This is a genomic window from Ancylomarina longa (assembly GCF_003996985.1).
Classification (GTDB): Bacteria; Bacteroidota; Bacteroidia; order Bacteroidales; family Marinifilaceae; genus Ancylomarina_A; species Ancylomarina_A longa.
In genome coordinates this window covers 139,538-164,412 of record NZ_RJJX01000004.1, presented here as the reverse complement: position 1 = coordinate 164,412, position 24,875 = coordinate 139,538, and the positions used below count along the sequence as shown (strand labels likewise).

The window sequence follows — 24,875 nt, the reverse complement described above, 5'->3', positions numbered from 1 at the left end:
TAATAAAATTATAAAAAGAAAGCTTGATGAAAAACTATATTTTATCCTTGGATCAGGGAACTTCTATATCCAAAGCAATCATTTTTAATAAAAATGGAGAGATCGTTTCACTTGTTCAAAAAGAATATGAGCAATATTACCCAAAGCTAGGATGGATTGAACAGGATGCAGAAGAGATTTGGTATTCTCAAGCTTCGGTAGCAGAGGAAGTGTTGGCTAAAGTTGGATTGAGTGGAAATGATATCGCTGGAATTGGAATTACCAATCAACGGGAAACTACAATTATTTGGGATAGGGAGACAGGAATACCTATTTATAATGCCATCGTTTGGCAAGATAAAAGAACATCACATATCTGTGATCAATTGAAGCAAGACGGTTATGCTTCAATTATTAGAGATAAGACTGGTTTAATTTTAGATGCATTTTTTTCGGCTACTAAAATCAAATGGTTGTTAGATAATGTAAAAGGTGCGCGTGAAAAAGCAGAGCAAGGTAAACTTGCATTTGGGACAGTAGATAGTTGGTTAATTTGGAAATTAACGAAAGGGGAGAAACATGTTACCGATGTGTCTAATGCCAGCCGAACCATGTTGTACAATATTCATGAGTTGAAATGGGATAAAGAAATTTTGGAATTACTTCAAATTCCAGAATCGATCTTGCCAAAAGTTTGTTCTTCAAGTGAAGTGTATGGCATGACTAGAAAATCTTTGTTCGGAGTTGAGATTCCTATTTCCGGTATCTGTGGTGATCAGCAAGCAGCACTCTTTGGTCAATCTTGTCTGGATAAAGGTATGGTTAATAATACTTACAATACTGGTTGCTTTATTCTTATGAATACAGGGGATCAACCGGTAAAATCGAAAAATGATTTAATAACTACTATTGCATGGAGTATTGGTGAAAAGATTACTTATGCTTTGGAGGGTAGTGTTTTTATTGGTGGTGCTGCTGTTCAGTGGTTAAGAGATAGTTTGAATTTGATTCACTCCATAGAAGAGATAGAAGAATTAGCCCTTACCGAAAAGGATAATGGTGGAATTTATATCGTGCCTTCTTTTACTGGTTTGGGAGCTCCATATTGGGATCAATATGCACGGGGTACTTTTTGGGGATTAAATATGAGTACAACAGCTGGTCATATTGCAAGAGCATCTCTTGAATCAATTGCCCACAGATCATCAGATGTATTGGATGCTATGGAGGCTGACTCCGGATTAAAAATTAAGCAATTAAGAGTTGGTGGCATAATGGCTAATAATACATTGCTCCAATATCAGGCTGATATACTAGGAATTCCAGTAGTGAGACCAAAAATTAAAGAAATTACAGCTTTAGGTGCGGCGTATTTGGCTGGGCTCGCTGTTGGTTTTTGGTCGGATGTAGATGAAATTAGAAATCAATGGAAAATCACCAAAGAGTTTAATGTTAAGATGGAGAAGAATTTGATACTCCACGACAAAAAATATTGGAAAAAAGCACTAAGTCGATCTTTGAATTGGCTGGATGCGAATGATTAAATGAATTTTATTTTAGATTATTAAAGCTGTGTGAATATCACACAGCTTTTTTTATAGAGTAAATTACTGTTATCTAGGATGGTATCGTTATTGTAGAATTAGTCTAAATAAGAATATTGCATATTATTACCACATACATTGTAAAGCTAAGTATTTTATATAGCTTTGTAGAGTCAGATTTTATTAGGGTGATTTTAAAAATCAATTTGCCTTGAAGAATTGATTTGACGGGAAGGAGATCTTCCCTTTTTTTGCAAAATAAACATAGGTATACTATGTGTTAGGTATTGGGATATATTTTATAAAAATTTATTCATCATGGAAAATCAAAAATTTGAGTTGGAATTAGGCAATCGTTTGTATGAGTTTTTTCTGGATATTTTGGTGTCTCAGAAAAAGACAAGCTTTCCAGAACATGAAAATACTTATGCGAGTATATGGGAGTTTTGGGAAAAAGAATTGTAGTCGTATCAGAAAGATTTAAAAGAAATACCTGTCATGGAAAGAAAGAAAATACTTAAGGAGCTGAAGAGTTTTAATCAAGAATGGGATGTGATTATCATTGGAGGTGGCGCTTCAGGTTTGGGATCAGCGATAGAATCTGCAACAAGGGGATATAAAACCTTATTATTAGAACAAGATGACTTTGCCAAAGGAACCTCAAGTAGAAGTACCAAATTGGTACATGGAGGAGTGAGGTATTTGGCGCAAGGAAATATTGCTCTTGTGTTAGAGGCATTGCGCGAAAGAGGAATTTTGAAAAAAAATGCGCCACATTTGGTGAAAGATCAATCTTTTATTATTCCAAATTATACTTGGTGGGGTACTCCTTACTATACGTTGGGTTTAACCATGTATGATATGTTGGCAGGAAAGCTCGGTTATGGAAGATCTTTACCGTTTTCTAAGAAAAGAACCTTAAAATATATACCTACGCTTAAAAAGGAAAATCTTTGCGGAGGAGTGGTTTATCATGACGGACAATTTGATGATTCACGTCTTGCAATTAATCTGTCTCAAACCTTTATTGAGAACGGAGGTTTGGCGGTGAATTACATGAAAGTGGAAGGTTTACAAAAAAGCAATGGTCGAGTAGATACTGTTATTGCCAGAGATATGGAATCTGGTGATAGATTTACCATTCGTGGAAAAGCTATATTGAATGCTACCGGTGTGTTTGTAGATGAGGTACTTAAAATGGATGAACCAAGTGCTAAAGATATTGTTCGTGTAAGTCAAGGAGTACATTTAGTGTTGGATAAAGAATTTGTTCCGGGAAACTATGCCATAATGATTCCAAAAACAGACGATGGAAGAGTTTTATTTGCAGTGCCATGGCATGATAAAGTGGTGGTGGGAACTACTGATGTTCAGAAAGATGTTGCTGAACTAGAACCGCAAGCATTGGAACAAGAGGTTGATTTTATTTTGGAAACAGCTGGTAGGTTTTTAGTGAAGCCTCCAAAACGTTCTGATGTACGCAGTGTATTTGCAGGATTAAGACCATTAGCCGCACCAAGTGGAGAAGGTAAAAAAACAAAAGAGATTTCCAGAGGACATAAGATAGTTGTTTCCAAATCAGGTATGGTTTCATTAATTGGTGGTAAATGGACTACCTACCGACAAATGGCAGAAGATGTGATGAATACTATTGCAAAAACAGCTGGATTACCAGAAAAGAAATCGGTTACCCGTAACCTAAAAATACATGGATATAAGCAGAATATTGATTTAAAAAATCCAATGTACTTTTACGGCTCCGATGAAGAAAAAATCTTGAATTTGGTGAAGTCAAATGCGGAACTGGGGGAATATTTAAGTGAGAAGCTTAAAATTATTAAAGCTCAGGTAGTATGGGGTGCGAGATATGAAATGGCGCGTAGCGTTGAGGATATTCTAGCTCGTAGAACCCGTTCCTTATTACTCGATGCAAAAGAAAGCATTCGAATGGCTCCAGAAGTTGCCAGATTGTTAGCCAAAGAATTTGGATTCGATAAAGAGTGGGAAGATAAGCAGGTGAAAAAATACACTAACCTGGCTTCGAGATATATTTTGAATTAAAAGTTAATTACTAAATACTCATTATAATGATTGGATTTCTTAAACCAGCAGCGCATAAAGCGCTGCTTCCGGATGAAAAAATTACTCCGACTTACAAACGATTGCGTATGCAGGTGTTCGTTGGAATATTTCTTGGATATGCCGGATATTATCTTGTAAGAAAGGTATTCTCATTAGTGATGCCCGACTTGGTTAATTTAGGATATAGTAAAACCGAATTGGGAATTGCATTATCTGGAGTTTCTATCGCTTATGGACTGAGCAAATTTATTATGGGCAACGTGTCCGACCGAAGCAATGCACGACGATTCTTAACTTTAGGTCTTGTGTTATCGGCAATTACCATGATAACAATGGGTTTATTACCTGTTGCAACGTCATCGATTGCAATCATGTTTGCCTTACTTCTCATGAATGGATGGTTTCAAGGAATGGGTTGGCCTCCATGTGGGAGAGTAATGGTTCACTGGTTTTCAATTAGAGAACGTGGTACCAAAATGTCAATTTGGAATGTTGCTCATAATGTTGGTGGTGGTATTATTGGCCCATTAGCAATTTTAGGGGTCGCTATTTTTACGGATTGGCACGCAAAACTATACTTTCCTGGAATTATAGCCTTGGTTGTTGCGCTTATAGCCTGGCTTTTGATTCGTGATACTCCACAATCATGCGGGCTTCCAAATATTGAAAAGTTTAAAGATGATTATCCTGACGAGTACTCTGATAAGTTTGAAGAAGAGATGAGTGCCAAGCAGATATTCATGGAATATATTCTGAAGAATAGATTATTGTGGTCTATTGCTTTTGCAAATGCATTTGTATACTTGGTGCGTTATGGTGTGCTGGATTGGGCTCCATTATATTTGGAAGAAGCTAAAGGTTTTTCTATTCAAGAAAGTGGTTGGGCATATTTTGCTTATGAATGGGCTGCTATACCAGGTACACTGCTTTGTGGATATTTAAGTGATAAGGTGTTTCATGGAAAAAGAGCACCAGTCAGTATTATTTATATGGTATTGGTTATGGTATCCGTATTTATGTATTGGGTAAGTAATTCTCTTGTTGCCAATTCTATTGCCTTAATCTGTATCGGATTCCTAATTTATGGTCCAGTAATGTTAATTGGAGTTCATGCTCTGGATTTGGTGCCTAAAAAAGCTGCAGGAACTGCTGCTGGTTTAACCGGACTTTTTGGATATATGGGAGGTGCTTTATTCGCTGATATTGCAATGGGTGCTGTAGTTGATAAATGGGGATGGTCAGGTGGTTTCATTGTTCTTTTGGGAGCATGTGTTGCAGCGATAATCTTAATAGGAATATCCTGGTATCAGGAATATAAAGGACATAACGGAATACATTAAAGAAATATCTGGGTGAAACCAGAAAATAAATAGTTGAATTTTTTATACTAACCTTTAATAAATAAATCAAATGAAGAATTATAATCTGAAAAATTTATTTGTAGGTGCATTATTCTTGCTCAGCATTGGATTCGCAGGCTGTGAAGATGATACTCCTGATTACAATGCTTACAATTATTACCAAACTTATCCTTTGAATGAGTTAAGTGCACAAGCAAAAACAATTCGCGATTATGTGAAGATGGATGCAGTTATTTCGCATCGTGGTACTAACTTTTGGGCACCTGAAGAAACCGAACCTGCTTATCGTTGGGCAAGAAATATGGGTGGAGATTATTTAGAGTTGGATTTGCAAAGAACGAAAGATGGTGTTTTAATAGCATTACATGATGATAACTTACGACGCACCACTAATATTGAAAGTGTATTACCAGGAAAAGAAGACTATCCTGTAAGTTACTTTACATTAGTAGACCTTCGTAAACTAGATGCAGGTTCATGGTTCAATGATGAATATCCAGAGAATGCACGTCCAGCTTACGTGGGACAAAAAATATTAACCTTAGAAGAGGTTACTAAAATTGCAGAAGGATATAGAATTAAAAAAGATGTTAATGGAGAGCCTGTTAAAGATCTAACCAGATTAGATGAAAATGGACAGTGGGCTGGATTTTATGAGTTCGAAGTCGATCCTGATGATAATGGTAATCGTCCTGGAATCTATCCTGAAACCAAAGAACCATACTTATTTCCAGGAATGGAAGCTGATTTAGCTAAAGCTTTAACAGAATATGGCTGGAATATTACTACCTCTCCAAAAACAATTCCAACAGTACCAGGAAAAGTGGGTGTTGCGAATACAAATGGTCGTGTAGTGTTACAAACATTCTCTCGTGAATCAGCAGTTAAATTAGAAAAAGAATTACCAGGAATCCCTAAGTGTATGTTGTTATGGGAAGATGAAAGTGCTTCTTATGTTCGTCCTTCAAATACTATTGAATCTTTGGCTGAGTTTATCAATTTCTCAGTGGAGTATAATTGTGAAATTGCTGGTCCTTCTATAAAAGGAAAACCTAATAATTATCCTGAGTTAACTGAGCCATGGATGTGTGAAATGTACCACCGTGCCGGAATGATTGTTCATGCTTATACTTTTGATACAGAGGATCAATTAAGAAGATACAATGGTGATTATTTCTATAACGGAATTTCAAGATTTGAAAATTCAGATCGTGAAGTGAGTGGTGATTTTGGTTATGATGTTAATCGCAACATGTTTATCGATGGAGGTTTTACCAACCTGACAGATTTGTCAATGGAATACCAAAAACGTGATGTGATTGGAACAGCTCAAGAGGTATTAACTTCCTTGGGTTATTAATATCAAAATTTCACATATCAATAACATAAAATTCGAATAACATGTTTAAAAAAATATATATAGCAGCCCTGGCTTTGGGTTTGTTTGCAAGCAATGCTATCGGTCAGGAAAAGCAATTGACCGCAAAAACGAACAAAGGTGGAATCGTTCTAACTTCTGGAGATCAGGATTATAAAATCAACTTCAATGGTAGAATTTATATGGATGGTGTTCACTATTTCGATGATGTTACCGATTTGAGTTCCGATGCATCTATTCATGATGTTCGTTTAGGAACGAAAGTAACCTGGGGAAAATGGATCGCTAAAATCAACATTGGTTTTGGTAATGACGAAGTAAAAATAAAGGATGCCTTTTTAAGATATAATTATTCTAAAAACAGCACTTTTACACTTGGTAATTTTTTCGAGCCATTCGGAATTGAGGCTTCTGCATCTAGCGGAGCATCTAATACAACTCAAGCTATGGGAATTGGTCGTAGCATTGGTTTAGGATACACTTATTATACCAACAAATTTTACGGTTCTACAGGTGTTTTTGCTGGTTCTGTAGATAATATGAATAAAGGTGATCAGGGATTTTCTACTACTTCTAAATTGGCTTATACACCAATAAGCAAAGAAAATCTGACTGTGCAATTAGGAGGTTCCTTTACTTACAGAATTCCTGAAGCAAATGGATTTAATGAAGCTTTTAATGATGATGATTACAATCGTCAAGTAGTTTTGAATGCAGGTCCTGAGCACAAATTCCTGAATGCTGATATTACAGGAGCAAGAACCGATATGCGTTTTAACTTTCAGGCTTTGGTACTTAGTGGCCCTTTCATGTTTCAATCAGAATTCACTCAAACCAATGTTACCAGAGATGATGATTACATGTCTCGTTTAATGAAAGATGGTCCTGCTTTTTACGTTACTTACGTGTGGCCAACAAAACCTAAGGATTATCCTGACTGGTATGGTAAGTTACGTGATATTCAAACAAAAGCTTACTATGCTCAGATTGGGTTCTTAGTTGGAGATAACTATTCTTACAAATCTTCTACTGCATATATTAACAGACCAAAAGCCGGTACTTATGAATTCTTAGTACGTTACGACAATACCAATTTAAATGATATTGATGGTACTTATTTTAATGGTGCTTATGGCGATGCAGATCTAGCTACTGCTTTAACTGGCGTTGGTAACATGAGTATTGCAGGTGGAAAAGCTGAAACTTATAGTGCTGCGGTGAATTATTATTTGAATGATAATATCATGTTCCGCCTTAATTACAGCTTGATGGATGTTACAAATCAAAAATATCCATTGGATGAAAAAATAGGAATGTTAAAAGCTAGAGTTCAAGTAAATTTCTAGTAATAAGTAAGATTAATTTGGCTAGTTAATTAGTAATGTTAGACCTTCAAGGGTAACTTTTATTTATTCTTTTAAGTTGTCATTTAATCCGATTATTTATGAGGTGTTGATTTGCGTCAAACACAATTAAGTAATTAAATCCGGGAATCCTGTCTACCATTGGTAGACGGGATTTTTTTGTTTTGATAATACAGAAGTTTCCACTTTCAGGATACAGAACTTATAGAAATGATTAAATTCGTTGGTCTTGAATCCATGTAATCTGTTTGTATAATTATGGAAGAAAAATTTATTTTAGCATTCGATCAGGGAACTACCAGTTCCAGAGCTATTGTTTTTAATAAAAAGGGAGAAATTATAAGTTCCGCTCAAAGAGAATTTACACAAATCTTTCCGCAGCTGGGATGGGTGGAACAGGATGCTAATGAGATTTGGTCAACACAGGCAGGAGTAGCAGCAGAGGCAATTGTTCGGGTAGGAGTGAATGGTAAAAGTATTGCGGCCATTGGTATCACCAACCAAAGAGAGACAACAGTAGTTTGGGATCGGGAAACAGGTGAACCAATTTACAATGCAATTGTTTGGCAGGACAGAAGAACCTCAAAATATTGCGATGAATTAAGAGCCAATGGTTATGCAGAGATGATTCAGGATAAGACAGGTTTGATTATCGATGCTTACTTTTCAGGAACTAAAATAAGATGGATACTTGATAATGTGGAAGGAGCACGTGAAAAGGCCGAAGCAGGTAAATTGGCATTCGGAACCATTGATAGCTGGTTAATCTGGAAATTAACTCAAGGTGCCGTTCATGTAACTGATGTTTCGAATGCAAGTAGAACCTTGCTATATAACATCAAAACTCTGGAATGGGATACTGAAATGTTAGCGCTTTTTGATATTCCTGCCAGTATGCTACCGGAAGTAAAGTCTTCATCCGAAATATACGGACATACTGTAACAACATTATTTGCTCATGAGGTACCTATCGCTGGTATCGCAGGCGATCAGCAGGCTGCAACTTTCGGACAAATGTGTTTGAAACCGGGTTCGGTGAAGAATACCTACGGTACAGGATGTTTCATGCTTTGCAATACAGGAACTACTCCGGTAAAATCTAAAAATAATCTGCTTACCACAATTGCATGGCAAATTAATGGGGTAACTACTTACGCTTTGGAAGGAAGTATCTTTATGGGTGGAGCTATTGTTCAGTGGCTTCGCGATGGTTTAGGAATCATCAAAACTTCGGAAGAAGTAGAGGAACTTGCCGAATCGGTGGCAGATAATGGAGGTGTATTCTTAGTTCCTGCATTAACAGGATTAGGAGCTCCACATTGGGATCAGTATGCCAGAGGAACAATCGTAGGTCTAACCAGAGGTTCAACATCAGCACATATTGCCAGAGCTGCCTTAGAGGGAATCGCTTTTCAGGTAATGGATGTTTTAAAGGCAATGGAAGCAGATGCAGGAATTAAAATCAATGAATTGCGTGTGGATGGAGGTGCAGTTATTAACAACCTTCTAATGCAGTTCCAATCGGATGTGCTAGGAGTATCAGTGATTCGCCCCAAAACATTAGAAACAACTGCTTTGGGAGCAGCTTATCTGGCTGGTTTGGCCGTGGGATATTGGGAAAGTACAGATGATATTCAAGGACAATGGGCAATAGATCAAAAATTTGAACCAAGCATGTCGCCGGAAAAATCTCAAACCTTAATTAAAGGCTGGAATAAAGCTTTGGGTCGTTCTATGAACTGGGATACGGAAGGATAATTTCAGCCTCACAATTTTAAAATCCGATAGACTTTCTGATTTAAGGATTGTTACCATTTATCTCTTAATCCACAAAAAGCAGTAATTTTAAAGCAACCCTTTGGGGTTTACTGCAACTAGATAATAAACCATGTATTTGCGCAAAACCTAACGCTACGTTGGAAAACCAGAAGTTAGAACAAATCATTAAAGATTGCATCAAGGGAAAATCCAAAGCTCAGGAGGCTCTCTATGTTGCATATGCTCCAAAATTACTGGGGGTATGTATGCGTTATTCTAATAATAGAAGCGAAGCGGAAGATAATTTACAGGATGGTTTTTTAAAGATATTTAAACACATAAAAAGCTATCAGTTTAAAGGTTCTTTCGAAGGCTGGATGAGGCGTATCATGGTAAATACAGCACTTGAAAAATTTCGAAAAGCAAAACATGTTCAACTGGTAGAGGAGCCTTGGGATAGGGAGGAGAGCGAGATGGAAAATGAGCTTAAATCGGATATTCCTTTGGATATATTGCTTAACATGATTCAGGAGTTGCCAAATCGGTATCAACTAGTTTTTAACTTATATGTATTGGATGGTTACACACATCGCGAAATAGCAGAAGTAATGCAAATTTCAGTGGGAACCTCCAAGTCTAATCTGGCAAGAGGAAGAGCAATTCTTAAGCATAAAATAGGGGAGTATCTGGCTAAAAAAGAGAATAAATTACGAATATGTTAGAGGACAAAAACCATATCGATAGCTTATTTGCAGATGGATTAAAGGATTTATCGGTTCAACCAAATCCCGAAGTTTGGAATGCAATAAATAGTAAACTGATGGGACAGCGGCGAAAGAAGCGCATGCTGCTTTGGTTTGCAAGTGCTGCTATGGCTGCATCTTTATTACTCTTGTTCAGTATTGCCAATCGATCATTAATGCCGCTAAGTCCTGTCGGAAAACCAGACATGAAGGTTGCAAGTATTGCGGGTAAAACATCCCATGATTCTCTTCCAATAAATAAGACAGAAGTGCATGCTGTAAATGCTGATGTGCAAAAACAGGTGGTGGAAACGAAGAAGATAAATTCTGAAATAAATACATCAAAAACAGAGCGGAAGATGGCGAATGTGTCGGAGGATACCTATCCCGAGAAATGGACTTTTACACGTTTGGCAAAGCCGCTTACTACATCGCGTATTGCCAATAAAAATATGCACTTACCGGATAAGTTAGCAACGAATAGTTTGAAACGAGAGAAAATAATACCTGACATAACTGAACTGGAAAGGCAACAGATAGAAAGCAACCTGATGGCAATGAATCAGCACAAAAAGGAGGATGCACCTAAAAATAAATGGGCTGTGTTGGGGCAGCTTTCTACGGCTTATTCCAACGAGAAATCTGCACAAAGTGCTTCCAATGGCATTATTAGTTTAGGTGGTGGTTTAAAGGTGAATTATGCCATTAACAGGAAACTTGCTGTGCAAACCGGAGTGATGTACAATCAGTTCGGTCAGGATTTTAGTAGTAGTCTGCATGGCGATTATGCTATGGATAATGGCGGTAATCCTGATAATAATGAAACGAATATAAAGGTGATACCAGCACAAACCGAGGCCGGGCCAATAGCACTATCTTCCGGATCGCAATTGGATTATGCAACAGCTGACAATACGTATGCCACTTCCGGATCAGACATTTTGCAGACCTTTGAAACGGTGGAGATTCCATTCCTGATTCGTTATAATATTAGTCAGCGAAAGGTGGGGATTTTTGTTTCGGGCGGACTTAGTACGAATTGGATTGTTGGCAATGCAGTTTATCAAATCAGTAATGGGAAAACAAAAATTGGCAAGATTGAAGATATTCGCAGCACAAATTTTAGCTCACAAGTAGGATTGGGCTTTGAATTTAAACTCAATGATAAGATTCATTTTGGGTTGGAACCCTCACTTAAGTACTATATCAATTCTATCAGCAAAAGAAAAGCCTACGATTATAAACCATATTCTATAGGTATTTTCACTGGTATTCGCTACGATTTTTAATTGAAACGACGAGGATAAGGGGGAGCTCTTTTGTATGTTCGAAACCCAAAAACAGCTACTTCCCAATTAATTTGTTATTGTTGAGCAGTCTCTGTCTCTTCTTCTTTATTCTTACTGGAATTCGACAGACGTGCACTACTCATGCTCTTGCTGATATGATTATTTAGCTGATCGATTAATTCAGTAATTGCAGGATTTTCCGATGCTTGTTCCTGAAGGCTAATCATCAAGAGTAAGGATCGGTTTGCCCGAATCAATGGTTTTCTGGTATCACCAATCGTATCGGTATTGGTGTTTGGTAATTCTATTCGTTGCTGAATTAAATTCTTATATACTTCTTGCGATTCTACCAATTGATCAATCCACTCCTTCGCCCTAATGGTTCTGATTGCTTTTGCATACTGCTCCGATTGTAATTCATCAATCAGGGTATCTAAAGCAGCTGATTCTTCGGCAAAAGGCATCTTGTATAAATCGGTACCAACTCTTGCAATTAGTCGTTCCAATTCTTCTGAGGCTCCCGGATATGCTTCTTCTTTGCGATATTTACATGCCCCGATATAGGATTTTAACCCGATGAAACGATCATCGCGATGCTGATCTGCCTCAATCAATAATTGTGTAAACGGATTTGTATATTCGCGATTGATGGCATTCGCAAATTTTTCGAATTCGGTTTTGGTTTTCTCTACAAATACACTCAAACCTAATTCTTCTGTATTTACTTTTTCTACCAAAGCAATAACTCCACCAATAAAGGTGTAAAGTGCTTTGTGTGAAAAAACGTAATATGCTACTTTTTTCATGTGTTTATAATTTTCTTGTTAAGATCACATGGAGGGCGCAAGTAAATTTAAATCTTCCATCGGGTGGGATTTAATCGATTAAATCTACATGCTTGTTTCATGTGATTAGAATTGTATTGGCTCAATGGCTGTTGTCATATCAACAACCACCTGAGTACTATGCTTATTAATTATGGTATTCCAGCTTATTGGCTAGTAAAAAGGGTTAAGGATAAAGGGAATAATATTACTCGATCAGCATTTTTGTTCGATGAAAAATTACTGTCCGGCGGCACACTTCATTTGCAATTTTGATAAAACAAGCAACACCATTGGAGTTCATCATTTTTCGTTTTGGTAAAACGGATAACACCGTTGGAGTTTATCGTTTTTCAGTTTGGTAAAACGGATAAGGCCGTTGGAGTTCATCGTTTTTTGTTTTGGTAAAACGGATAAAGCCACTGGGGTTTATCGTTTTTCGGTTTGGTAAAACGGATAATACCGTTGGAGTGCTTTATTTTAAGCAAAACGAATGGGCAGCCACCTGAGCTTTCTGCATGTTTATCGAGATAATTACGGAATATACACACAGCTTATATCCTTCTATTATTTCCATTGTTCAGATAGGAAAGTAGTTTGTTTTAGGATTTCCAACATGTCAAAGATCAAATTCCGTTTCATGCATATAATCCTATGGTCGAACAAACCTGTTTTTTACAGGGCTTTTTCTTGTTGATATGGAATTATCCGTAAAGGGGATATTGTTAGTCCTTCTTACGCTTTGCTAAACGAAAAAATGAAGTTAAGTAAAGTTTATATAAAAATAAGCTGCCAAATGTGTCAAGTTGGTCAGGAAGCGCGATTAGAATTATTCTAAATAGCTTACAGGTGTGATGTGCATTGGAATAGAGAAGAAAATTAATCGAAAATTCTACTACTTCAATCAGCTAAGGGAAGAAAGCATTTATCGAATAATAAAGATGAAAATTTAATGGTATGCAGTCAATATTGTCCTAAACGTTTCTGTTTATTTGTATCTTTTATTGCAAACAAGAAAGGTCTTTTAAAATAAGCTCAAACTGTTGCCATATTTTAAATCGACCTCAGGTTAATATGTTGTCTGCGATTAAGCCAATTCCATCCACGAACTGCCGTCCTTGTAGTTTTCGATACTCGAAATTCCTTTATTGAAATGAAATGAATTTACAAAGTTGCTGACATCCTGCTGTAAGGAGGCCAGGCAATTGTCAATAAGATCTTGTCTAAATCCTTTTGCTCCCAAATCCATAACGAAATCGGCAGATACAATTCTACCCAAAGCTCTGCCTAAATCCACCAGTTTACGTTGCGGTAAATTAATATCCAGGTTAAAATCCATCTCTTTCTTAAAATAATCCGAAGCCTTATTGGTGAGATCAAAATCTTTTAAAAAACGGAATAAATTCAACTCCTTTTTCTTTTTCATCAATTTGATAATCATTTCGGATATCTGAGTATATAACATCTCATTGGCTCCTTCGAATATCTGAAAAGGTCTGCTGTCTACAATTCCACGTCCGCCAATATGGCTCAGGCGATAGCCTTTTGCTCCGGAAAGCTGCACCAGCGTTTGTGCCGATTCCTGCATCAGGTCGGTTACGATTGTCTTGATACTGTTGGCCTCAATTCCGTCGGTAGCCAGGTTATTCTCAATTCCACTTTTTTCGCTGCTGCGGGTACATAGTGCCGAGCAAACGGTAAAAGCACTTTGCATTTTAGAAATCTGATGTTGAACCTGATCGAAGGAAAGTAAACTTTTACCGCCAACAATTCTGTTTTTACATTGATGGATTGCTTCATCCATTAATCGCTTGATAAATCCCAATCCCATGCCGGGAAACTGCATTCGGCTTCGATGCAAAATATCCAACATCATTTTAATGCCGGTAGTTTCAGGTTCCAATTTGAATTTCTGTGGGATTTGCAGATTTAATTTATTGGTTCCATAAGGAATCATATACAAGCCCAGATTGTCGAAGTATTCCTCTACAACTACTTGTTGGTTTTTTTGGGTAACATCGCAGATAAAGAAATCGATGTCGCGGCTTAGCTTTCCTTCATTACTTTTTTGTCTCGATGTGATGAGCCAGTAATCCGCTAATCCGGTTAAACCTTGCCAATGCTTGGTTCCTTTAATATGAAAAGTATCGTTCTGCTGTGTATAGGAAGTTTGCATGTTTAGGGCATCACTACCAAAATCTGGTTCCGTAATCATCAAACCACCCATTTGCTGCTTCTCTAAAAATCGGGTGAAAATATCTTGCTTAACCAGCTTGTTGGCATATTTGGCAACAGGTTCCAGAAATAAAGCAATATTAATTCCCAAGGTTAAAGCCAGTGGTAATGATTCGTAGGCTGCCGAGGATAAAATCCCCAGGCATTCCTTTACCTTCATGCCTCTGCCACCATATTCGGCAGGTATGGCAACAGAAAGGGGAGCGCTAGCCATAATTTCACGCATCACCAAAGGAGGAAATCCTCGTTGAAGACTGAACTTATTAATGTCGTCGCGTTCGTAAAATACAGACTTAAGGGTCTTTTCAAAAGCCTGTATATAATCTGAAAAGTTGTTCTTCATTTTAGTTAAGATTCTGTCTGTTCGTTTATTCGAATTTAGACGCAGTAAAAATAAGTAAAAAAAAGACTTTAAGGTGTTTTATTACAGAGATTTTACTCTCTTTGGGTCAAATTCCCCGAGGCTTGCCTCATAATTTAGTATTTTGTGATATCGAGTCACAAAATACTAAAACGTTTAAAAAATATTAAGAATGCCTCGTGGGCTTGCCTAGAGGATTATTTACTGTTCTGGCAGATGAATGTTTTGGCTAGTAGGAAGGAATTAGTTTTAAATCTTCTGTTTTGACTATTTAGGATTAGTTCTTCCTCTTATCAAACAAATCTAATATCTTATAAGAGGAAGCTAATAAACCGTTCTTTCTCACATCGGAATCCCTCTTTCTCAAAGAAAAGTGACCCTTCCTGTATCATAAACGCATTCATTTATTAAAATCAGTCGATATTTAGGGAAAATTTACCAAATCGGAATTTATTTTTGGGAAGGGAAATGCATAAAAAAAGCTTCAACTCAATGTTGAAGCTAATTTTTGTGAACGCGGAGGGATTCGAACCCCCAACCTCTACGGCCGTAACGTAGTGCACTATCCAGTTATGCTACGCATCCTTTTTTCCTTTTAAGGCGGTGCAAATATAGGGAATTTAATTGGAAACATACAAGAATTATGCCTTAATTATTTTGTCTTAATATTTATCTTTTTGATTTCAAGCCACAAATTTGCATTCCCTCAATATATTAGCTTTCATTTTTGTTTAGACACCACGTTGATTTCGTCATTTTGATTAGTCTGGTGTAATGTATAAATATTATTCGCTGATGAATTGAAATATTGCCCTATGCTGGATTTTATACGATAGAAGGGAATAGATCTGGTATAAATTCAATTTCGGCTTCTGAAGTTAATTGGTTGGTACTTTGCCTTGCTACTCGCCATGGGAGTTGTGCATAAAAAAAAGCCTTGGTGTAAATACCAAAGCTTTTTTTGTGAACGCGGAGGGATTCGAACCCCCAACCTCTACGGCCGTAACGTAGTGCACTATCCAGTTATGCTACGCATCCTTTTCCCTTTTAAGGCGGTGCAAATATAGAAAAAAAGGATGTTTAAATGCAAGCGGTTTGCTAATATTTTTTGATGCTTTGCTGTAAGCATTTCCAGTTTTATTGGATAAAAATCTAAAAATCTTTTAGATAGCTCATTGAATTTAGAGCATAAATTATTTTTATAAATATTGTGTTTTCTTCATTGTGAAAGCGGATTTATTGCTGATATTTCCTATATTTGTTATGTAAAACCAAAAATCAGATTCGAATGAAGAAGTTTCTAAAAATTTTCGGAGCAATTATTATTGTTCTCCTGGCACTACTAATTATATTACCATATTTCTTTAAGGATGAAATTCTGGATCGGGTGAAAACCGAGATGGATAGTTCTATGAATGCTAAGGTAGAAATCGGTGGCCTTTCCTTATCTATGCTTAAAAATTTTCCAAATCTGTATGTCGAATTGAAAGATGTGCGGGTAATTGGGGAAAATGAATTTCAGCAGGATACTTTGGCTGAGATTGGAAGTCTATACACAGCGGTAGATTTAGGATCTGCTCTATCAGGTTCGCAGATTGAAGTAGGAGCCATTGTGTTGTCTAACTCTAAGATAAATGCCAAAGTTTTAAAATCGGGTAAGGCGAATTGGGATATTCTTAAGGAAAGTACTGCGGAGGAGGAAACAGTAGAGGAGAGTGGAGAAGCATCTGATTTCAAAGTGATTTTTAAAGAGGTGAGGGTAGAGGATTTTGCACTTACCTATGATGATGAATCCTTACAAAGCAAATTGACCATTGCGGATGTTAATGTGCTGTTGAGTGGTGACTTTTCTGCCAAATCAACCAAACTAAAATTACAGACTAAATTTTCAGATATCAACTTTGATTTTGAGAAGCTTAGATATTTGAAACAGGCTAATCTTCAATTGGACGCTTTAATAGCTGCCGATTTGGAGAATATGATTTTCTCCTTTGAAGAAAGTAAACTGAATTTGAATCAGCTGGTTTTTGGTGTGGTTGGACAAGTATCCATGCTTGAGGAAGGATATGGTATGGATTTGAAGTTGAATGCATCGGAAACAGATTTTAAAACTTTGCTTGCAATGGTTCCGGATGTTTTCAAATCGGATTTGGAGGGATTGACAACTACCGGAACGATGGAACTATCAGCTTTTGCCAAAGGGGAATATCATGAAAATAGTCTTCCGAAATTTGGAGCAAAACTTTTGGTTCACAATGCTACTATAAAGTATGCCGATCTTCCCGAATCAGTGAAAGATATCAATATCAATGCACAGATAAATCACCCAGGAGGGGAAATGGATCTTTTAACTGCAGATGTTAATGCCTTTCATTTCGAGGTGGCGCAAAATCCTTTTGATGCGAAAGTACATGCAAAGCATTTACTTACCGATCCACAAATTCAGGGTTTATTCAAAGGGATTATTGATTTTGCCAAATTGCGCAATGCTATACCAATGGATAGTGTTAAAATTAGTGGTATCGTAACATCTGATGTTCGTTTTGACGGCAGATTATCGGATATTGAAAAGGAGCAGTACGAGAAATTTATGGCCAAAGGAAATGTGAAACTAAGGAATTTTGAGTTCGCAACACCAGATTTCCCACAGGGTATTAAAATCTTAAGTTCGGTACTCAATTTTACGCCCAGGTATATCAGTTTGAGTTCTTTCGATTCCCGAATCGGTAAATCAGATATTCAATTAAAAGGAAATATTGAGAATTATATTGCCTATGCTTTAAAAAATCAGGTATTGAAGGGGAAGTTTACGCTTACTTCAAAATTATTCGATTTAAATGAGTTTATGACTGATGAGGAGCTTCCTGAAACAGAAAATGCTGATACTATTCCTTTAACTGTTATTGAAATTCCTGCAAATCTCGATTTAAGTTTGGTTTCTTCAATGAACACAATCCGATTTGATAAAATGGATGTGCAGGATGTCAAAGGCTTGATTGTTGTTAAGAATTCTGTTGCCAAGCTGACTAATTTATCTATGAAGATGTTGAAAGGAAGCATGACGATGAATGGCTCGTATAGCACAAAGAATGTGAAGCAACCCGCTATGGATTTCGGAATGGATATTAAGGATTTGGACATTAATGATGCTTACCATTCCTTAAGCATGATTAAGCAAATGATGCCAATTGCGGTAAATTGTTCCGGGAAAGTTTCCTCTAATTTAAAGATCAAATCTTTACTTGATAAGGAAATGAACCCTAAGATGAATACTTTGAACGGAAAGGGTTCTTTACACTCCAAAGAGGTAATTATTAAAGATAATAAGGCTTTTGATGCCTTGGCTGCAGCCTTGAAAGATGAAAGATACAAGCGGATTTCTGTTTCTCAGTTTGATATGGATTTTGTAATTGTAAATGGAAATCTGGAAGTAAAACCATTTCAAGCGAAGGTAGCAGGACATCCGGCAACCATATATGGTACTCAATCGGTAGATGGAAAAATGAATTTCACTATGGATATGAAACTTCCTAAAGAAGCATTGGGTAAGGAAGTAAATCAATATTTTGACAAATTGCCTGGAATGGAAAATGTTCCTGCGCTTGATGTGGCTGTTAAGATTACCGGTACTTCGGATAATCCTAATGTGAAATTGGATTTGAGTAAGGCAATTAAGCAAGCACAGAAAGCGGTAGCTAGAGAATTAGAACGCAGAGCAAAGAAAGAATTGGAGAAGAAAGGGAAGGATCTTTTAAAGAAATTATTTAAATAGAAGGAGCTTGTTTACAATTAGAAAAATGGAGACTTTTAAGTCTTCATTTTTTTGTGTCTATATGTCTCCTAATCTTCAATTTGAATAAGTTTTGTCCATTTTATATGGATAGTATATTTTAATAAAAGGAATGTCTTTGTAAGTAGGGTTTTATGTAGGAGAAATACCGTTTTTAGATTACTATCCACCTGGATATAGGAAAGGAAAAAGGGACGGCAACCACTCCGTCCCTTTTCATATTCACTTTAAAACCTAAATTTTCCGTAGAAAATTCAATTGTAATATATGGATAAACTTTTTTATTGTCAATAAAAAAGTTTAATAAAATTTAAAAAAATATTTTTTAACTGATTGGAAATAATGACTTTCATTCCTTGTCGGTGGGTGTATTTTGATGATAATAATTACTTGTATTTTGGGAAAGTAGATCCTAAACGGGTCGGTAAGGTAGAACTTGTAAAATCAAAAGAGGATGGGAACCACCCCATCCTCTTCTATCTATTCACTTTAAACCTTAAAAACGGAAATCGTTTTGCATCTTCTACGCCACCTGTTTTAAAAGGTTCTAATAAAAGTGGTATTTCAATTCATTCTAAATATGCTTAGAGCTGGTATTTTTGAATTTTTGCTGCCGTTTTATAGTATTCATGTTCAATTTTCAGATAAGTGTCAAAACTATCATAGTAGTAAATGCTCTCCATAAGATATTCAATTCCAGATATTTCGCCGTAGTTAAGGGTTTTGCGAAGTGAGCTGTCATATTTTTTTTCTGAAAATATCTCATGGTAGTCCTTCAAGCTTTGTTTTAGTTTTAAATAGCTTTGAAAAAGTTTCTGAAATGCGGTTTCTTTTTCTATTTTCCCAATGTTTGATTCTTCTTTTTGGAATTGAGTCATCAATTTTGCCTTCTTTGATATGCAATTACAGGTTTTAGGGAGTTTTGTTTTTAGGAATGAAAAAAGCCATGAAGTTTATTTCATGGCTAGCTTAATTTTAGCAATAGAGGCTTATAAGTTTTGTCGACTGTTCAAGCTCGCTTTTTGGTCTTTTCTTGCTTTTGAATTCTTCTATTTAGTTTCAGGAGCTTCTGTTTTTTGAATATCAACTTTGGCTGCTTCTGCCTTAAGGGTGTCTACCATTTCAGCCTTTATAGAATCGGCTTGAATTGTATCAGGAGCTGTAGTTTCCACTGCTTCGGTTGGAGTAGTAGTTTTTTCCTCTGTTGCAGCTTTTTTTGTTTTGTTAACACAGGATGTCATTACAAAACCGCAAATAGCGATCGTAAATAATAATTTTTTCATGATAAGACTAATTAGTTTGTTTAAATTGTTTTGATGATTCCGAAGGAAGTGTTTTTTTCTTCCTAATAGAAGCTTTGTGAAAGTATTAATTTTGTGACAAAAAAGCAAGTAAATTTAACAAAAAAGAAAAATTTGTCTGGAAAATACTGGGAATGATCCCATGCAAACGATAGTTGTACTCCATTGTTAATTAAAATTATAGCTTTTATCTGCTAAGTAATGTTCTTAAAAATCATAAAAAAATTGATTATTGATTGGCTTTAAAAATATAAGAGGATTATCTCTTAATTTATTTCTCTATACGAAAATGTTTTACTGTAATTATTTGTAACTACGCCATCTTCCTCAACAATTGGATAGATGAAAAAGTTTACCAGCCCGTGATGGTAATCTTCTAATTTCAAATCTCTTCCGTGGGTAAATTCTACTCTGTTGAAATCGAGATTCCCGAAATAAAAATCTGATTTTTCAGGAGATTTATCCGCTTCCGATATATCTATAGGAATCCATTGATCCTTGCTGTAATAATCAGCCCAGCAATGATAGCCGCCAATTTTCCCTTTCTTTTCGGTTGGTATCGAAAAACCAATGTGAAAACGAGCAGGTACTTTCATGCTGCGTGCCAAACTCATAAAGTAGGAATGAAAATCAGTACAGTTACCAACAGAAATGTCGCAGGCATAGTTTGAGTTGCCATTTCCAAAAGTAAATTCGCTGTGGAGTAATTTAGATCGTTCGTAGAGGTTTACCACACTGTCCTTTGTGATGTTTTTCTTGATAATTTCCGGCAGGCTGGCGTAGTAATGATCCTTTTGGTCTTTTGTTTTTGGTTTGCCGTACTGCATTTCGCTTTGCACAAAATCATAAATGGCACGCATATTATCCGGGCGAAAGGAATTGGTTTTTATAATTGAATCGAATCTGCCACCAACAGGTACCAGACGATTGGCAAGCAAATACTTCGTAACATCTTTTCCTGATGCTGCTATGGTATTTCGTTGTTTTCTGTGAACGGTAAAATGGAAGTGGATATGACTTGCTTTTGTTCTTTCTCCTTTGATGTTCGTAAAATAATAGGTGTTGCCAAATTTCTCCTCTTTTTTGATTTCGTAATCGATATTCGACTGTATGTTTAGGTTGTTAATTTCCTGTGCCGCATTACTAGCGGGAATGGGAATCCATATTTTGGTGTTTTTAATGGTGTCTGCCTTTAAGCTCACTTTGTAATCAAATTCAAAATTTCTTTCCGGAGCTTTGTTACAACTCCCCAAAAAGGCAATCGCTATACTGAATAGTAAGAATCTCATTTCGTAATATTTGTGGGGTTAATCTCCCGGTTTTTAAAAAGTGGTCAAAAGTAAGGCAAAGCCTGTAGATTACAATAGCTTTGCCTTATTTTTTTAGTTTTTGCTTTTATGCATCGATTAATTAGTGATAAATGGCTTTGATAGAGCAGGATCTGCATCATGAAAAAAGCCGTTAAAAAAATCAAAAGTAGGTAAGGTTAAAAAACTTAGGCTGTTTGAAGACCTTAGCCCCGAGATAAGACAGGGCAAACGCATTTAATTTTTTTTCCTTTAATATTTCGATGTTTCACATCTTTAATTCATCAAACAACAATGATTGTTGTAATGAGTGAATCTGTACTGCTTTTTTTATTTGTTAATAAGCAACAGCGTTGCGCAATATTTATAGCTTAATATTTTATGCCATATCAAAAGGTGCAGCGCACCGAAATATTACATGTATTTTTTAAATGCGATTGTCCTGCGAGGGAGGTGGGGCTAAAAGGACGAGTTCCTAAGTTTTAGTGAACTGATTTTTAGGGATTTTTCATGCCGCGGTGACCTTTTGCCTACTTTTGGGCAATCAAAAGTAGGAGCCAAAACGGCTTGAGTTGAAAAGTAATAATTGAAATGAAGTTTGTAGATAAGCAAATCATATAAAAACCGATATTTGATAGGAATGCTGTCTTTTGAGCTTTGCATTTTTTGGATGAACCACTTTTTCACTTGCATGTATCCTGCCTTACAATCGAAAGTTCTATTAGTTAAGAAGTGTATTATACTTTAAACACCTTCAAAGATTTAGCCCAAACCTGTAAATGTATTTCCTGTCCCAACTCTATAGGTTCCCCATCGAGGTGTGCCAGCGTATTTTCCTGAATAATTCGAAATTCACTTCCCTTTACTTGGCTAAATAGGGGGGATTTCTCTATACGTTTGGTGAATACCTGGAATGCCAAAAGAGGAATCTGATACCATTTTGGTTTTTGCAATAATACCAGGTTTAAAATTCCATCCTGAATGTTAGCGCTAGGAGCGATAAATGCATTATTTCCAAATTGATCGGAATTAGCAAAGCTCAGCAGAAAACCCCGATGATGATGTTCCTGATGATTTTCGATGATCGTGAAATTTTGCATGGGATAAGTGAAAAAGCTCTGGAGTACTGCCCGGGCGTAATTCCAAAATCCTCTTCCTTTCATGTTTTCAAATTTATTACTGATAAAGGCATCGAAACCTATTCCTCCCATATTCACAAAAATGTATTGATTTGCTTTTACCGTATCCATTTTTATTATCCGGGCTTTATTGATCCAGGCAATGGCTTTTTTCAGATTCATGGGAATACCAAGATGTCGGGCTAAGCCATTTCCCGACCCACAAGGAAGAATGCCCAATGCCACATCAGTACCGGTTAATATACTGGCAATCTCATTCACAGTGCCATCTCCGCCCACAGCCAGAACGGCATCGAAGGATTCCGCAATGGCCTCCTTTGCCAATTCCATTCCGTGCTTGGCATACTGTGTGTATCGAATATCCAGTGCAAAGCGAGCTGGATTAAGATACTGATTTAACAGCTTCTCTATGCCTTTTTGCTTTCCTGTTCCCGAAACCGGATTGATAATTACTAGAAGTTTTAAAACTTGTGGCATGATTTATTCCTTAAACTGGTATTTTTTATGATGAAAAAGATAGCTGGCAGTTTGATAATAGGTAATTGCATCCAGTAATTCCTCCCGATTTGTTTTTGCAGGCTCTTGTTCCAGTCCGTTAACGGTAAAAGCTTCGATTTGCTTAGTAGGAACTTGCACGGTTAACTGGTTATTGTGTAGGAATCCAATTTTCTGATAAGTTCCGATAACCGCCCGGTTTGGTGGACTTAGCAAAATATCCTTTCCAAAGAATTTTGAGGTGTAACTCATATTCAATAAACCTAAGATAGTAGGTGCAAAATCAATTTGTGAGGCAAGGGTTGTGTTTTCTGCAGGCTTTATAATTTGTGGTGCATAAATAATTAGCGGAATATGATATTTCTTCACTGGTAGTGAAGTCTTTCCAGCACTTGATGCGCAATGATCTGCCACAATAACAAAGATAGTGTTGTTGAACCATGCGTGTTTTTTGGCATCCCTAAGAAATTTAGCTATTGCATAATCGGTATATTTTACCGCTCCGGCACGACCCGAATGAGAAGGAATATCAATTTTTCCTTCCGGATAGGTGTATGGACGGTGATTAGAGGTGGTCATGATAAAATGATGGAAGGCTTTCCCTTGTTTGTAGATACTGTCGGACACTTGTAGAACTTTTGTCAGAAGATCTTCGTCGCAAACGCCCCATGCATTCTCAAAGCTGATTTCATCATCTTTAAAATTGCTGTGATCAATAATGTCGTAGCCATTATTTCCAAAGAAATAGTTCATATTATCAAAATACCCATTTCCTGCATAGATGAAATTATTCACATAGCCTTTTTCTTTTAGGATATTACCCAGGGTGAACATGTTTTCGTTGTTCGGACGTTTTACAATAGAGTATCCGGGTGTTGGTGGTAAGGAAAGATTTAATGCTTCCATTCCACGAACGGTTCTGGTTCCGGATGCAAAAAAGTTAGTGAAGAAAAGCGACTGTTTTACGAGGCTATCCAAATTTGGAGTGATGTGTTGGGTATTGCCAAATTCAGTAAAGAAGGAGCCACTTAGGCTTTCCACCGTTATCATTATCACATTATAATGTTTTTCTTCTCCGGGATAGTCTATTTTTCGGCTTACATCAAAAACATCATCGCTTAAAAACTTACTGTTTGGAGTCATTATTAATTTTCGTAAGCGGGTAAAAGCCTCTTTATCATCTATCGATTGATAAAAAGTCTTGTAATCTAATTCGTTGTTGCGAAAGGCCGAAAATATTTGGTAGATCCCATTGTGTGCCAACTCGTTCGAATAGGTGTTGTCTTTTACCTCGGCAGTTGTTTTGTCGATAGTGAAGAATGCAAGCACAGGCAGAAGCAAAAGTACTGTGCTGATACCCAATCGGTGGATAAAACGGGATTTGCTGTCCAGACTTCTATCGAAATATTTCTTTACTAATGCAAAAATTCCCGCCGAGAGCGTAAGCATTCCCAAAATAATGATTGGCATAGGATATGATTGCTTAATGTTAGAGATTACTTCGTGGGTGTAAACCAGGTAATCTACTGCAATAAAGTTATAGCGAACACTAAATTCTTCCCAGAAAAACCATTCTCCAATTCCTGAAAACACAAGGATGCCGATAGTGAAGATAAAGAAAGGATAGGAGATCCATCGGTGAATTTTACTTCGGTATAGTTGGTCGGGCATTATTAAAAGGTAAAGCACGAAAGGAATAATAAAATAGGAAATGGTTACCAAGTCGTAAAACAAACCATATAAATAGATCTGCAAGAAATGAGTAATTCCAAAATCTACATTGCTGAAGTCTGTGATAAGTAATATGCTTCGAACCAGAAAGGATAAAGCTAAAAATATCATGCTAAAGATGACGATTCCGCCATAACGGCTCTTGATAATGTTCTGTAATTTCATAGTTTATATTGTATTCTTTTTTGATATTC

General features: G+C 36.6%; 18 protein-coding genes and 2 tRNA genes. 11 read left to right on the top strand and 9 right to left on the bottom strand.

Annotated elements, in window-relative coordinates; all coding sequences use genetic code 11:
- The first annotated feature begins 26 nt into the window (after positions 1-26).
- The 9 genes from glpK (DLK05_RS05055) (at position 27) to DLK05_RS05020 (ending at position 11,498) form a co-directional block, all read left to right on the top strand.
- Positions 27-1,523: a glycerol kinase GlpK gene (gene glpK, locus DLK05_RS05055; protein ID WP_127342922.1), complete on the top strand. Its 1,497-nt coding sequence runs from the start codon at positions 27-29 to the stop codon at positions 1,521-1,523.
- Between the two features lie 318 nt (positions 1,524-1,841).
- Positions 1,842-1,988, top strand: coding sequence for a hypothetical protein (locus DLK05_RS17455; protein WP_209319717.1), 147 nt, complete (start codon positions 1,842-1,844; stop codon positions 1,986-1,988).
- 33 nt (positions 1,989-2,021) lie between these two features.
- Entirely contained in the window at positions 2,022-3,584 is a 1,563-nt protein-coding gene (locus DLK05_RS05050) for a glycerol-3-phosphate dehydrogenase/oxidase (protein ID WP_127342921.1), read from the top strand.
- A 26-nt stretch (positions 3,585-3,610) separates the two neighbouring features.
- On the top strand, positions 3,611-4,945 hold the full coding sequence (gene glpT / locus DLK05_RS05045; RefSeq protein WP_127342920.1) for a glycerol-3-phosphate transporter: 1,335 nt from the start codon (positions 3,611-3,613) through the stop codon (positions 4,943-4,945).
- 70 nt (positions 4,946-5,015) lie between these two features.
- Positions 5,016-6,326, top strand: coding sequence for a glycerophosphodiester phosphodiesterase family protein (locus DLK05_RS05040; RefSeq protein ID WP_127342919.1), 1,311 nt, complete (start codon positions 5,016-5,018; stop codon positions 6,324-6,326).
- Positions 6,327-6,367: 41 nt separating this feature from the next.
- Positions 6,368-7,690: an OprO/OprP family phosphate-selective porin gene (locus DLK05_RS05035; protein WP_127342918.1), complete on the top strand. Its 1,323-nt coding sequence runs from the start codon at positions 6,368-6,370 to the stop codon at positions 7,688-7,690.
- 276 nt (positions 7,691-7,966) lie between these two features.
- Positions 7,967-9,466 carry a glycerol kinase GlpK gene (gene glpK, locus DLK05_RS05030; protein ID WP_127342917.1) on the top strand — a complete coding sequence of 500 codons (1,500 nt, stop codon included), beginning with the start codon at positions 7,967-7,969 and terminating at the stop codon, positions 9,464-9,466.
- 158 nt (positions 9,467-9,624) lie between these two features.
- Positions 9,625-10,188 carry an RNA polymerase sigma factor gene (locus DLK05_RS05025; RefSeq protein WP_127342916.1) on the top strand — a complete coding sequence of 188 codons (564 nt, stop codon included), beginning with the start codon at positions 9,625-9,627 and terminating at the stop codon, positions 10,186-10,188.
- Complete coding sequence (locus DLK05_RS05020) at positions 10,182-11,498, top strand: outer membrane beta-barrel protein (RefSeq protein ID WP_127342915.1); 1,317 nt, start codon at positions 10,182-10,184, stop codon at positions 11,496-11,498. Before DLK05_RS05025 ends, DLK05_RS05020 begins: the two co-directional genes overlap by 7 nt.
- 74 nt (positions 11,499-11,572) lie before the next feature.
- On the opposite strand, the gene DLK05_RS05015 is transcribed toward DLK05_RS05020, so the two are convergent.
- From DLK05_RS05015 to DLK05_RS05000, 4 genes are all read right to left on the bottom strand, one after another.
- Positions 11,573-12,304 carry a DUF6261 family protein gene (locus DLK05_RS05015; RefSeq protein ID WP_127342914.1) on the bottom strand — a complete coding sequence of 244 codons (732 nt, stop codon included), beginning with the start codon at positions 12,302-12,304 and terminating at the stop codon, positions 11,573-11,575.
- A 1,105-nt stretch (positions 12,305-13,409) separates the two neighbouring features.
- Positions 13,410-14,900: an acyl-CoA dehydrogenase family protein gene (locus DLK05_RS05010; RefSeq protein ID WP_127342913.1), complete on the bottom strand. Its 1,491-nt coding sequence runs from the start codon at positions 14,898-14,900 to the stop codon at positions 13,410-13,412.
- Between the two features lie 529 nt (positions 14,901-15,429).
- Positions 15,430-15,503: transfer RNA gene (locus tag DLK05_RS05005), tRNA-Arg, on the bottom strand.
- Positions 15,504-15,882: 379 nt separating this feature from the next.
- Positions 15,883-15,956, bottom strand: a tRNA-Arg gene (locus tag DLK05_RS05000).
- Between the two features lie 250 nt (positions 15,957-16,206).
- Here DLK05_RS05000 and DLK05_RS04995 point away from each other — a divergent pair.
- Both DLK05_RS04995 and DLK05_RS04990 read left to right on the top strand, forming a co-directional pair.
- On the top strand, positions 16,207-18,690 hold the full coding sequence (locus tag DLK05_RS04995; RefSeq protein ID WP_127342912.1) for an AsmA family protein: 2,484 nt from the start codon (positions 16,207-16,209) through the stop codon (positions 18,688-18,690).
- Positions 18,691-19,050: 360 nt separating this feature from the next.
- Complete coding sequence (locus DLK05_RS04990) at positions 19,051-19,296, top strand: hypothetical protein (protein WP_127342911.1); 246 nt, start codon at positions 19,051-19,053, stop codon at positions 19,294-19,296.
- On the opposite strand, the gene DLK05_RS04985 is transcribed toward DLK05_RS04990, so the two are convergent.
- The 5 genes from DLK05_RS04985 to DLK05_RS04965 all read right to left on the bottom strand — a co-directional run bounded on the left by DLK05_RS04985 (position 19,293) and on the right by DLK05_RS04965 (position 24,846).
- Positions 19,293-19,586, bottom strand: coding sequence for a hypothetical protein (locus tag DLK05_RS04985; protein WP_127342910.1), 294 nt, complete (start codon positions 19,584-19,586; stop codon positions 19,293-19,295). The two genes, DLK05_RS04990 and DLK05_RS04985, sit on opposite strands and share 4 nt — an antisense overlap.
- Positions 19,587-19,757: 171 nt before the next feature.
- Positions 19,758-19,991, bottom strand: coding sequence for a hypothetical protein (locus tag DLK05_RS04980; protein ID WP_127342909.1), 234 nt, complete (start codon positions 19,989-19,991; stop codon positions 19,758-19,760).
- 284 nt (positions 19,992-20,275) lie between these two features.
- Positions 20,276-21,298 (bottom strand): transglutaminase-like domain-containing protein, encoded by a 1,023-nt coding sequence (locus tag DLK05_RS04975; protein WP_127342908.1) that lies wholly within the window; start codon positions 21,296-21,298, stop codon positions 20,276-20,278.
- Between the two features lie 755 nt (positions 21,299-22,053).
- Positions 22,054-22,932 (bottom strand): diacylglycerol/lipid kinase family protein, encoded by an 879-nt coding sequence (locus tag DLK05_RS04970; protein ID WP_127342907.1) that lies wholly within the window; start codon positions 22,930-22,932, stop codon positions 22,054-22,056.
- Positions 22,933-22,935: 3 nt separating this feature from the next.
- A complete protein-coding gene (locus tag DLK05_RS04965; RefSeq protein ID WP_127342906.1) occupies positions 22,936-24,846 on the bottom strand; it encodes an LTA synthase family protein in 1,911 nt (636 codons plus the stop codon).
- Between the last annotated feature and the right edge of the window lie 29 nt (positions 24,847-24,875).

Excerpts from the sequence above, each read along its gene's own strand:
- DLK05_RS05050 (WP_127342921.1), top strand. The coding sequence starts at position 2,022 with ATGGAAAGAAAGAAAATACTTAAGGAGCTGAAGAGTTTTAATCAAGAA.
- DLK05_RS17455 (WP_209319717.1), top strand. The coding sequence starts at position 1,842 with ATGGAAAATCAAAAATTTGAGTTGGAATTAGGCAATCGTTTGTATGAG.
- DLK05_RS05040 (WP_127342919.1), top strand. The coding sequence starts at position 5,016 with ATGAAGAATTATAATCTGAAAAATTTATTTGTAGGTGCATTATTCTTG.
- DLK05_RS05010 (WP_127342913.1), bottom strand. The coding sequence starts at position 14,900 with ATGAAGAACAACTTTTCAGATTATATACAGGCTTTTGAAAAGACCCTT.
- DLK05_RS04985 (WP_127342910.1), bottom strand. The coding sequence starts at position 19,586 with ATGACTCAATTCCAAAAAGAAGAATCAAACATTGGGAAAATAGAAAAA.
- DLK05_RS05015 (WP_127342914.1), bottom strand. The coding sequence starts at position 12,304 with ATGAAAAAAGTAGCATATTACGTTTTTTCACACAAAGCACTTTACACC.
- DLK05_RS04990 (WP_127342911.1), top strand. The coding sequence starts at position 19,051 with ATGACTTTCATTCCTTGTCGGTGGGTGTATTTTGATGATAATAATTAC.
- glpT (WP_127342920.1), top strand. The coding sequence starts at position 3,611 with ATGATTGGATTTCTTAAACCAGCAGCGCATAAAGCGCTGCTTCCGGAT.
- DLK05_RS04995 (WP_127342912.1), top strand. The coding sequence starts at position 16,207 with ATGAAGAAGTTTCTAAAAATTTTCGGAGCAATTATTATTGTTCTCCTG.
- DLK05_RS04980 (WP_127342909.1), bottom strand. The coding sequence starts at position 19,991 with ATGAAAAAATTATTATTTACGATCGCTATTTGCGGTTTTGTAATGACA.
- DLK05_RS04970 (WP_127342907.1), bottom strand. The coding sequence starts at position 22,932 with ATGCCACAAGTTTTAAAACTTCTAGTAATTATCAATCCGGTTTCGGGA.
- DLK05_RS05035 (WP_127342918.1), top strand. The coding sequence starts at position 6,368 with ATGTTTAAAAAAATATATATAGCAGCCCTGGCTTTGGGTTTGTTTGCA.
- DLK05_RS04965 (WP_127342906.1), bottom strand. The coding sequence starts at position 24,846 with ATGAAATTACAGAACATTATCAAGAGCCGTTATGGCGGAATCGTCATC.
- DLK05_RS05020 (WP_127342915.1), top strand. The coding sequence starts at position 10,182 with ATGTTAGAGGACAAAAACCATATCGATAGCTTATTTGCAGATGGATTA.
- DLK05_RS04975 (WP_127342908.1), bottom strand. The coding sequence starts at position 21,298 with ATGAGATTCTTACTATTCAGTATAGCGATTGCCTTTTTGGGGAGTTGT.
- glpK (WP_127342922.1), top strand. The coding sequence starts at position 27 with ATGAAAAACTATATTTTATCCTTGGATCAGGGAACTTCTATATCCAAA.
- glpK (WP_127342917.1), top strand. The coding sequence starts at position 7,967 with ATGGAAGAAAAATTTATTTTAGCATTCGATCAGGGAACTACCAGTTCC.